Source organism: Streptomyces sp. NPDC050263 (assembly GCF_040655955.1).
Lineage (GTDB): Bacteria > Actinomycetota > Actinomycetes > Streptomycetales > Streptomycetaceae > Streptomyces.
The window spans coordinates 1-9,929 of sequence record NZ_JBFAKW010000209.1; the positions used below are offsets into that span (position 1 = coordinate 1).

At 67.6% G+C, this 9,929-nt stretch carries 10 protein-coding genes; 7 read left to right on the forward strand and 3 right to left on the reverse strand.

Translation table 11 applies throughout. The features are described from left to right. The first annotated feature begins 300 nt into the window (after positions 1-300). The 5 genes from AB0J04_RS44210 (at position 301) to AB0J04_RS44230 (ending at position 5,514) form a co-directional block, all read left to right on the forward strand. Positions 301-1,320, forward strand: a complete 1,020-nt coding sequence (locus AB0J04_RS44210; RefSeq protein ID WP_363174389.1) for a GlxA family transcriptional regulator — start codon at positions 301-303, stop codon at positions 1,318-1,320. Between the two features lie 426 nt (positions 1,321-1,746). After that, positions 1,747-2,817, forward strand: a complete 1,071-nt coding sequence (locus AB0J04_RS44215) for an ABC transporter substrate-binding protein (protein WP_363174380.1) — start codon at positions 1,747-1,749, stop codon at positions 2,815-2,817. Further along, on the forward strand, positions 2,798-3,889 hold the full coding sequence (locus tag AB0J04_RS44220; protein WP_363174381.1) for an iron ABC transporter permease: 1,092 nt from the start codon (positions 2,798-2,800) through the stop codon (positions 3,887-3,889). Before AB0J04_RS44215 ends, AB0J04_RS44220 begins: the two co-directional genes overlap by 20 nt. Further along, positions 3,886-4,794 (forward strand): ABC transporter ATP-binding protein, encoded by a 909-nt coding sequence (locus tag AB0J04_RS44225; RefSeq protein WP_363174382.1) that lies wholly within the window; start codon positions 3,886-3,888, stop codon positions 4,792-4,794. The genes AB0J04_RS44220 and AB0J04_RS44225 overlap by 4 nt, the downstream gene beginning before the upstream one ends. A 90-nt stretch (positions 4,795-4,884) precedes the next feature. Further along, positions 4,885-5,514, forward strand: a complete 630-nt coding sequence (locus AB0J04_RS44230) for a DJ-1/PfpI family protein (protein WP_363174383.1) — start codon at positions 4,885-4,887, stop codon at positions 5,512-5,514. 627 nt (positions 5,515-6,141) lie between these two features. On the opposite strand, the gene AB0J04_RS44235 is transcribed toward AB0J04_RS44230, so the two are convergent. Further along, positions 6,142-6,840 carry a hypothetical protein gene (locus tag AB0J04_RS44235; RefSeq protein WP_363174385.1) on the reverse strand — a complete coding sequence of 233 codons (699 nt, stop codon included), beginning with the start codon at positions 6,838-6,840 and terminating at the stop codon, positions 6,142-6,144. Between the two features lie 89 nt (positions 6,841-6,929). Between AB0J04_RS44235 and AB0J04_RS44240 the strand changes: the two genes are divergently transcribed. Next, positions 6,930-7,535, forward strand: a complete 606-nt coding sequence (locus AB0J04_RS44240; protein ID WP_363174386.1) for a dihydrofolate reductase family protein — start codon at positions 6,930-6,932, stop codon at positions 7,533-7,535. A 107-nt stretch (positions 7,536-7,642) separates the two neighbouring features. Next, positions 7,643-8,275: a DUF2461 family protein gene (locus tag AB0J04_RS44245; protein ID WP_329894958.1), complete on the forward strand. Its 633-nt coding sequence runs from the start codon at positions 7,643-7,645 to the stop codon at positions 8,273-8,275. 2 nt (positions 8,276-8,277) lie between these two features. Here AB0J04_RS44245 and AB0J04_RS44250 read toward each other — a convergent pair whose 3' ends face one another. Together AB0J04_RS44250 and AB0J04_RS44255 are read right to left on the reverse strand one after the other, a co-directional pair. Continuing rightward, entirely contained in the window at positions 8,278-8,508 is a 231-nt protein-coding gene (locus tag AB0J04_RS44250; protein ID WP_363174387.1) for a hypothetical protein, read from the reverse strand. Between the two features lie 27 nt (positions 8,509-8,535). Further along, a complete protein-coding gene (locus AB0J04_RS44255; protein WP_363174388.1) occupies positions 8,536-9,666 on the reverse strand; it encodes a magnesium and cobalt transport protein CorA in 1,131 nt (376 codons plus the stop codon). Between the last annotated feature and the right edge of the window lie 263 nt (positions 9,667-9,929).

A 9,929-nucleotide genomic window follows, 5' to 3' on the forward strand; every position in this document is an offset into this window, starting at 1 on the left:
GACAGCAGCGATATGGCACAACGACGCCACCGGACAGCCCGTCCTACGCTCACTGACCGCCTACGATCACTGACCCCTTGGAATCGATCATCTAGCCCGCAGGCCCGCGCTGAGGGAGACGGTGCTGCTTCTGGTGAGGGAGGAATGGTCTCCGGGACAGATCGTCGGCCGCTCGCGTCGGCATCATGGTGACGACCCGGGGACGGAGTCGGGAAGTGAGGCTGTAGCGCCGGGCCTTGGGGGAGCGGACCGCAACACCACCCCGGCCGCATGCGAAGGCCCAGTAGCCTCGGCGGTGTGATGAGCCATGCCCGCGGTGCCGGTATCGCCGAGATGAGGACCCAATCGATACTCGTCATCCTGTTCGACGGCGTGCAGCCCCTCGACGTGGCGGGGCCCGTGGACGTGTTCTCGGCGGCGGCGCGCTTCGCTGGAAGCGCGAGCACGCCTCCCTACGTCGTTCGTACGGCTTCGTTCGGCGGTGAAGCCGTACGATCCGCCGGTGGTCTGAGGCTGGTTCCTGATCTTGACTTGGCTGAGGTCGATGATCCCGACCTTCTTCTCGTACCAGGCGGGCCGGGCGTGGGAGACGTCGACAACCGGCTCGTGGCGTGGCTGTGCGAGCGTGCTCCTCATGTGAAACGTGTGATGTCGGTGTGCACCGGGGCGTATCTCCTGGCTGAGGCCGGACTGCTCGATGGTCGCCGGGCGACGACTCACTGGGATTCCTGTGACTACCTCGCGAGCAGATATCCCGAGATTCAGATCGATCCGGTCCCGATCTTTGTCCGGGACGGCTCGATCTCCACGTCGGCGGGAGTGACGGCTGGGATCGACCTCGCCATCGCCCTGGTCGAGGAGGACCTCGGTCCCGCGGTGGCACACGAGATCGCTCGGCTCCTGGTGGTCTACGTGCGTCGGCCTGGCAACCAGGCGCAGTTCAGCGTGCAGCTCTCGGCGCAGAGCGCCCGCTCGGATCCGCTGCGTGAGATCCAGTACTGGGCCGCCGCCAACCTGGCGGCCGACCTGTCGGTTCCTGCGATGGCGGAGCGCGTCGGCTTGTCCACCCGTCAATTCGCCCGTGCGTTCGCCGAGCAGGTCGGGATGACACCAGGCCGCTACGTGGACCTCGTCCGTCTGGAGGCCGCGCAGCGCATGCTGACGGACACCCGCGACGGCGTGGTCCGTATCGCACGCCATTGCGGATACGGGACGGCGGAGGCGATGCGCCTCGCGTTCATGCGTGAACTCGACGTCTCGCCCACGGAGTATCGCCGTACCTTCGCGAAGTCGTCGCCCCTCGTCCCTGACCCTCGATAGGACGACGTCTGCGATCGGCCTCGGAGCCGAGCGCCTCGTCGGCGCGGGTCTTCCCGGGCTGCGGGATGGCAGATTTGTTGGTCTGCGTGACATAGACGTCCTGGTGGGACGCTCCTAGGCTTTGTGATCAACGGTTCATTAGAAGTGAGGCGCTCATGAACCTGATGTCACATCGACTTGTCTGCGCCGCGTCGGCGCCTCGGATTTCGGCCCGGTGAACCGAACAGGAGCGAATGCGTGTGACCCGCTGATCCCCATATGCGGTTGGTCGCCGTGGTCCGTCACGCGCCCTTCTGGAGGTGCTGAGCAGTACCCCGTTCCTCAGGGTGCTGCGCTCGTTCCTTTGAATGTTGGAAGGTAGATGCATAGATGCCCTTGATATCTCTCGGGTCCGTGCGCCCGAACGCGCGGCGATGTGCTGTCGTGATGCTCACGGCCGCGTTGATCCTGCCAGCAGCCGGCTGCGGCTCCGGAGACTCGGCCAGATCCGGTTCGGGCGGTTCGGCAGCCGGGGGCAAGGGCGCTGCGCCGACCAGGACGTCGTATCCGTTGACGATTGACAACTGCGGTCAGAAGGTGACGTTCGACGGGCCGCCCGAGCGTGTTCTGATCATGAATGGTGCGTCCGTCGGAGAGGTCGAGGCGTACGTCCTTCTTGGTCTCCAGAGCCGGATTCTCGCGAATGCGCAACGCGTCACCATTTCCGATGATCCAAAGTTGGTCACAGAGGTCGCAAAGCTGCCGACCGGAGGTGCCGAGTGGAATAAAAATTTCGATGTGCCCGCCGAGAAGGTGCTCGAACTCAAGCCTGATCTCGTGGTGTCGACGTGGAGCGGAAGTTTCGATGCAAAGAGCGGATTCGCCACCCGAGAACAACTGGCGGATGCTGGAATAAAGTCGTACGTCAACCCGGTCGATTGTGCCTACGGAGCGACGAACCCGTCAGCCGCGGACCAAGCCGTCTATGAACAGCAGTCAATTGAATCGACCTACGATTTCATCACGCAGACCGGGGTCGTCTTCGACGAGCAGCGGACGGCGGCGGACCTCGTCGCCAAGCTCAAGGACCGGATCGCGTCCATCAGGGATCGCGTCAAGGGCAAGGATCGCAAGAAGGTGCTGTTGGTGTATCCCGGCATGGCGGCGATGAGCGCCAACAACTTGCCTGCTGTGTTTTCCGGCGGTGTCCACGACGACCTCATCGAGGCGGCCGGCGGCGAGAACGCCTTCCCCAGCGACAAGCCGAATCCGGAGCTGACCTCGAACCTGAGTGCCGAGGCCCTGGCATCCGCCGAGGTCGACGTGCTCGTGATCGGACTGTCCGATCCATCCGAGAAGAGCCAGGTGAAGGAACTCGCCGACCGGTTGTTCAAGCAGTACCCGCAGTGGAAGGCGTCGAAGACCAAGACCTGCACCAGCATTTCCGACGGGGCCTTCATCGGGCCGACGAACGCGTATGCGGTGGAGGCGATCGCCGATGCGGCGCACCCTCAGTAGGCCCGACGCGCAGTCGCACGGCCCGCAGTCGCACGGCCCACACCTGGTAGCGGGCCGCGCGACCGTCCTCCTCTACGCGACGCTCGCAGTAGCGCTCTTGGCGGCCGTCACCGTCGGAGTCTCCCTGGGAACGGTCACTGTCCCCGCGCGTGATGTGTGGCAAGTGATCCTGCGTCACATCGTCGGCGAGACCGGCGGTCTGGACCCGCTCCAGGACCAGATCGTCTGGGAGCTGCGGCTGCCGCGCGTCCTTGTGGCCGCGGTGGTCGGTGCGAGCCTGAGTGTCATAGGGGTCGGTCTGCAGGCGCTGGTGCGTAATCCGCTCGCGGATCCCTACATGCTGGGGATCACTCCTGGTGCGTCTCTCGGCGCGGTGCTCGTTCTGGCGATCGGCTCCGCGGCGCTGCACGGACTGGGCGTGACCAGTGGCGCCTTCGTCGCGGCGGTGCTCACCATGACCGCGGTGTTCCTGATCGCCCAGCGAAGCGGCCGACTCACCGACACGCGGTTGATCCTCGCCGGCGTCGCGGTGGGGTACCTCGCGGTCGCGGCCACGAGCTTCGTGCAGTTGCAGACGAACCCGAACCAGCTCGCGGGCATCATGTTCTGGCTCATGGGCAGCCTCGCGGGGGCGGCGTGGTCCGACCTCCGCATCCCGGCCATCGCACTCGCGCTGGGCGTCGTCTGGCTGTTCGCTCAGGGGCGTGCCCTCAACGCGCTCATGATCGGCGATGACGCGGCGGCCGGGCTCGGAATCGACGTGCACCGCTTCCGACGTCGTCTGCTCGTGGTGACGTCGCTGATGACCGCGACCGTCGTCGTGGTCGCCGGCGGGCTCGGATTCGTCGGACTGATGATCCCCCACATCGCCCGCCTCGTCGTGGGCGCCGAACACCGTCGCGTACTGCCGACGTCCATGCTCGTAGGGGCGACCTTCCTGGTGCTCGTCGACCTCGCAAGCCGCACGGTTGCCCGACCGAGCGAGCTGCCGGCCGGCATCTTCACCGCCGGCATCGGCGTGCCCGTGTTGCTGTGGCTGCTCCAGCGCACCAGGCGAGGGGAGGCATCGTGACGCGGCTGGAGTTCGAAGGCGTCAGCATCGACATCGCCTCGGCCCGGATCGTCTCCGAGGTGTCGTTGCGCATCGCGCCGGGTGAGATGGTCGGACTCGTCGGGCCCAACGGCAGCGGGAAATCCACGCTCCTGCGCAGCGCGTACCGGGTGCTTCGACCGACCGGCGGGGCTGTGCTCATCGGTGGCGAGAGCGTGTGGGACATGTCCGCGCGCGAGGCCGCGCGCCGTCGCGCGATCGTCACCCAGCACACCGTGCTCGGTGCCGAGTTCTCCGTCGAAGAGGTGGTCGTCATGGGGCGAAACCCTCGGAAGAGGTTGCTCGATCGAGACACCGACCGGGATCACCGGATAGTCGAGCGGGCACTCGATGACGTCCACATGCGCTGGGCGGCCGAGCGATCGTTCGCGACACTCTCCGGTGGCGAACAGCAGCGTGTCCTGCTCGCCCGCGCGCTCGCGCAGGAAGCCGAACTGCTGATACTCGACGAGCCGACGAACCACCTGGACGTGCGCGCGCAGTTCGAGGTCCTCGATCTGCTTCGGCACTTGGGCATGACGACGCTCACGGCACTGCACGATCTCGACCACGCGGTCTCCTACTGCGACCGCGTTGCGGTCATGGCGGAGGGCAGGCTCGTGGCGGTGGGGGTTCCGGCCGATGTGCTGACGCCCGAGCTCGTGCATGACGTGTTCGGGGTGCGTGCGGTGCTCGACACCCATCCGATCACAGGCAGGCCACGCATCGCGGTCGCCTCCGCCGCCCATTCTCCGACGATCACCGCCGGCGATGACGAGCGTGCCCCCGCCTCCTCGCTCGACCCGGGACCGCCCGTCCGCGAGGCGCTCCGGTCCAAGTGCCGTGGGCGACCTCTTCGTCGTTCGTCCGGGCGTGAGGATTCCTGAGTCCCTGTCAACCGCGGTCAGCCGCACGGCCGGGCGTATTTCGTCCGCTCGGACCGTTCCGCCACCAGAACAACCGAAGGAGCCATCTGTATGCAGGTCGCGATCGTTCTCTATCCCGAGTTCACCGCGCTGGACGTCATCGGACCGTATGAGGTCCTGGGCCGCCTCCCGGACACCGAGGTCGTCTTCGTCGCTGAGCATCCGGGTCTTGTCCGCAACGACTTGCGCAGCCTGTCGATCAACGTCGTCGCACGTCTCGCCGACGTGCCGAACCCGGATGTGGTGATCGTCGGTGGAGGCCCGGGTCAGGCACAGCAGATGTCTGACGGGAGCCTGCACGAATGGTTGCGGGCGGTCGACCGGACCTCTGCGTGGACGGTCTCGGTCTGCACGGGGACCTTGATCCTCGCCGCCGCCGGAGTCCTCGAAGGCCGTCGGGCAACGACCCACTGGGGCGCGCTGGAGCACCTCTCCGGGTTCGGTGTGACGCCGACGAACGAGCGGGTCGTCGTCGACGGTCACTACGCGACCGCGGCAGGCGTCTCGGCGGGCATCGACATGGCTTTGACCCTGGCCGGTCTGATCGCGGGCGACGACGTGGCGCAGGCCCTCCAACTCCTCATCGAGTACGCGCCGGAGCCGCCCTACAACTCGGGATCCCCGGACTCTGCTCCAGCGGAGGTCGTCGAGAAACTGTTCACGCTGTTCCCGTCCGGCTGACCGGATGGGTTGACGTGGGAGGTACGTTGCGGCGATCCCCCGACGTACCTCAGATTCGACAGCGCGGGCCCGCGTTACGGACGGCGTTGAGCGTCGGAAGCCCCGCGTGCCCGCAGGTCATGCAGCGTGAGGGGCAAGTCGCGTTGGTGCGGCCGGGATACGGCACGAGTGGCTCGTATCCGCAGGCCCGCATCTCGGCCGCTGCGGCCTCCGCGTTGATGACGACCGCGGCTCGGGGGCGGCCGCCGACTCGGGGCGCACAGGGTTCCTCCGCGCTCCGCGTTACTCATCGAACATGGCCCAGACCTGGCCGCCGGGACGCGGGCTGCGGAGCAGGTCTCTGTCCAGCCGCTCGGCATGACGTCGCTCGTCGTCCGGCCCGGCCAGGAACAAGCAGCGGCCGGCTTCGCCGACATGTGGACCGCGATCCAGCACGAGGTCTTCGAGGTGCGCAAGATCCGAGTGATGGTGGACGCGAGCTGCCTGATCACAGGCAACGGCAGCGGATTCCGAACCGGCCCCACGCCGGTGACCAAGCCGCTCTTCGCCAAGGGCGGGGGCGTCTTCATCCTGCGGGGCACCTTCCTCTCGCCATCCGCACGTGCCACGAGATCTGCATCCAGGACCTCAAGGCCCGCATGGAGTGGACGGAAACCAACGACACCCCCTGATCAAGGCCGGTACGCTGCGGTGGCCCTGACCCCGAGGAGCGTGCTGCCGGAGGAGGCGAGTGCCGCAGCCACCCGTGGAAGGGTGTTGCCACCACACGTCGAGGGCGGTGCCTGTCTCCTCGGCCAGCGCCTGCAGAAGCCGGTCCTGGAACGCCTCATCGTGTACGGCGGGGTGAGGCTGCTGCCGCTCGCGGTGGTACCAGTAGCCCCCGGTCGTGAGCGCCTGGAGATCGTCGCTGGAGGCCAGCCACTGCTGTGTCTGGTGACCGAGCTGAAGATCGTCGGGTGCGCCGGGTCCCCCCATCTTCGTGGGCACCCAGCCCGGGTCCACGGCGTTGCTCAGCACGTCGGGGTACAGGCGGGCCACTGCGGCTGTGAGCGTGGTGACGAACAGCTTGCTGTCCGCGTATGACCCGGGCTTCGTGCCGCGCCAGTCCACGCCGTCCGTTGAGGGGCGGCCGTCGAAGTGCGAGCCGCTGCTCAGGTACACCAGGCGGCGCGGCCCGCGCACGAGCGCGGTGAGCAGGTACGGGGCGACGATGTTGACCGGCATGACCGCAGGCCCGCTCCAGACACCGGCGTCGGGTTCGTCCACCAGGGCCACCGGCCCTCCGGGGCAGTGCCGCTGCGCCGACCTGATCGGCTGCAGCGTCATGGGTTTTTCTCGTTGCTCCGCGGCGCGGCCGATGAGTTTGTGGCTCCCGGTCGGTCCAATCTCGTGACACCCCAGGAAAGGACACCGTCATGTCGGAGCTTCTCGTCGATTTCATCACGTCCCTCGACGGATACGCATCGGGAGAGGGATGGCCCGGGTTCTGGGGCCTTGAGGGCCCGGAGTACCTCGCGTGGCTGGGTGAGCAGCCCGAGGCCACCTATCTGATGGGAGCGAACACCTACCGTCTGATGTCGGGCTTCGCCGCGGGCGAGGTCCCTGCTGGCCAGGACGAGTTCAGGCCCGAAGAAGAGGCGTCCGTCGACGAGCTCACGCAAGCGTCCAAGGTGGTGTTCTCCTCCTCACTCGAGGAGCCACTGACGTGGGCCAACTCCACTCTCGTCCGCGACGACGCCGTCGAGGCGGTCCGCGCCATGAAGTCGAGTGGCTCGGGGCTCCTCAGCACGATCGGCAGCCTCAGCCTGTGCCGGTCCCTGCTACGTGCCGGACTCGTCGACCGCTTCCGGGTCGTGATGTTCCCGGTGATCACCGGGGCAACGGGCGAAGAACGCATCTACGACGGCTATCCGGACGTTGCCCTCGAGATGATCGAGCACCGCACCTTCGACGGCCGCACCCAGCTGGTCGAGTACAAGCCCAGCGTGCTCGAGCACCCGCCGCTCGCCGTCCCTGCGTGACGTCCCCCCGTCCCCCCGTCCGCCCGTCCCCCCGTCCGCCCGTCCGGACGACCGCCAGGCCGGCGCCGGCGGGCGCGGTGCAAGACCGCGTGAGCTATCCTCCGCGCATGCGCGGACAGTTCACCGGCTGGCCGGAGCAGGCCATGGACGTCTTGTGGCAGCTCCAGGGCGAACCGACCCACGCGACCCGCGAGCGTTACCGCGCGGACCGCGAACGCCTGGTTCGGCAGCCGATGATCGCCCTGCTCAACGAGGTCGCGGACACCGACCCCCGGTACGAGGACTTCTCCGTCTGGCACTACCGCACCGACTCCTGGTGGTGGCAGCACCAGGGAGCGGTGATCCGGCTCGGCCGCAAGATCGAGATCGGTCTCCGGTTCGATCTGGACGGCCTGCGCATCCAGGGCGCCTGGTGGTATCCCGATCCCGGCCAGGTGGAGATGTTCCGCATGGCCGTGGCCTCCGAGGGGAGCGGCCGCGAACTGTCCGCCATCGTCCAGGACGTGCGGAAGAAGGGCTACGACATCTCCGGGGACGTGATGAAACGCCCCCCGCGCGGCTATCCGGGGGACCACTCCCGTACGGACCTGCTGCGCCACCGTTCGCTGATCGCCGCCCGTCCCCTCGGCTGCGAGGAGTGGCTGCACACCCCCGAAGCGGTCGACCGGGTCCTCTCGGCCGCCGCCGACCTGGACGCCCTGCTGATGTGGCTGGTCCGCCACGTGAAGCGCGCCACCTGACATCACGAGGGCGCTCGCGGCAGAGGAGGAACCGCACCTGGAGGCCTGGGCGGGCAGGGCCTCGTCCGCAGGGAGTCAGCGTTCCGGGTGCCCGAACCACCGGTGCAGGGAGTCGGCAGTCCGTCCTGGGTCGGTGTGAATTTTGTGGGTGCGGCGTCGTTCCGGGCCGCTCGGGCCCAGCAGATGTAGCCGTCGGGGCGTACCAGGAGCGCGTTGACGACGGCTCCGGACACACAAGAGCTGAGCTCGGCAAGATGGACTCAGAGCCAGTCCCGCCGCTTGAAAATCACGTACAAACTTACGCAAACCACCCCCATCAGGCCGATCGCGAAGGGGTACCCGAAGCTCCAGCCCAACTCAGGCATGTTCTCGAAGTTCATGCCGTAAATAGTTCCGACCAGCGTGGGAGCAAACAAAATCGCCGCCCACGACGAGATCTTCTTGATCTCCTCGTTCTGTTCGAACCCCGCCTCCGCCAACGCCCGCATCTCCGCGTTCTGTTGCTGGGTGACGAGGGTGGCGTTCACGGTGAGGATCTCGGTGAGGGCCTGGCGGTAGCCGTCGACGCGTTCGCTGGTGTGGGTGACGTGGTCGGCGACGTCGCGCAGGTAGCGTTGGAGCTCGTCGTCCGTGCCGTACTTGGAGAAGCCGGCCATCAGGCCGTGCAGCATGCCGACCAGGGGGCGGGTGGCGCGCTGGAACTCGACCATCTCGCGGGAGAGTTCGTAGATCCGGCGGGAGACCTCCGGGTCGCCGCGGAAGACCTCGGTCTCGATCTCGTCGATGTCGTTCTGGACGCCCGTCACGACCGGCAGATAGCCGTCGACCACGGCGTCGAGGATGGCGTACAGCACCGCCTCCGGGCCGAGTTTGAGCAGTTCCGGCGTCTCCTCCATACGGCGGCGCACCGCCGACAGGTCGGGGGCCGCGCCGTGCCGGACCGTGATGACGAAGTCGGGGCCCACGAAGACGTGCAGCTCGCCGAAGTCGATCTCCTCCTGCGCGTCGAGGTAGCGGGCCGCCCGCAGGACGACGAAGAGGGTGTCCCCGTAGCGTTCCAGCTTGGGGCGCTGGTGGGCCTCCTTCGCGTCCTCGACGGCGAGCGGGTGCAGGTCGAACTCCGCGGCCAGGGAGTGGAGTTCGCTCTCGGTCGGGCGGGCGAGCCCGATCCACGCCATGCCCGCGGGCTGCTCGCGCAGCGCCCGGTAGGTCTCCGAGAGCGTGGCGGGCGCGAAGACGCGGACGCCGTCGCGGTACAGCGCGGCCTGGACGACGCTGGCGACCTCGCCGGTCTCGGCCGGCTCCGGCCCGGCGGCCGACTTACGCGCGGACGCCGGCTCCGGCGCGGGCGGAGTGCGGCGCCAGACGGACTTCCTGGGGCGCTCGGGCATCGCGACTGCCTCTCCGTCGACTCGGTCGATGCGCTCGATGTGCTCGACGCGCTCTTGCCTGCGTCTGTGTGATCGCGGAGCAGGATATACGGGGCAAACGACCGGAGCGGGACGGAGGCGACCTTCGGATCAGGGTGCGTTGTGGACAGGACCTGTCCTCGATGCCCGCTAGTACTACAGGGCTAGATCTTGATCATCTGGAGTCGTAGCCGCCTTCGGAAATGATGCCGTCGCGCCTCCGCCTGATGCGCGCGCCGCCAGAT

Bases quoted from the DNA above. Each gene is read 5' to 3' on its own strand.
- AB0J04_RS44230 (WP_363174383.1), top strand. From the start codon at position 4,885: ATGCAGGTCGCGATCGTTCTCTATCCCGAGTTCACCGCGCTGGACGTC.
- AB0J04_RS44240 (WP_363174386.1), top strand. From the start codon at position 6,930: ATGTCGGAGCTTCTCGTCGATTTCATCACGTCCCTCGACGGATACGCA.
- AB0J04_RS44255 (WP_363174388.1), bottom strand. From the start codon at position 9,666: ATGCCCGAGCGCCCCAGGAAGTCCGTCTGGCGCCGCACTCCGCCCGCG.
- AB0J04_RS44215 (WP_363174380.1), top strand. From the start codon at position 1,747: ATGCTCACGGCCGCGTTGATCCTGCCAGCAGCCGGCTGCGGCTCCGGA.
- AB0J04_RS44235 (WP_363174385.1), bottom strand. From the start codon at position 6,840: ATGACGCTGCAGCCGATCAGGTCGGCGCAGCGGCACTGCCCCGGAGGG.
- AB0J04_RS44210 (WP_363174389.1), top strand. From the start codon at position 301: ATGAGCCATGCCCGCGGTGCCGGTATCGCCGAGATGAGGACCCAATCG.
- AB0J04_RS44220 (WP_363174381.1), top strand. From the start codon at position 2,798: ATGCGGCGCACCCTCAGTAGGCCCGACGCGCAGTCGCACGGCCCGCAG.
- AB0J04_RS44245 (WP_329894958.1), top strand. From the start codon at position 7,643: ATGCGCGGACAGTTCACCGGCTGGCCGGAGCAGGCCATGGACGTCTTG.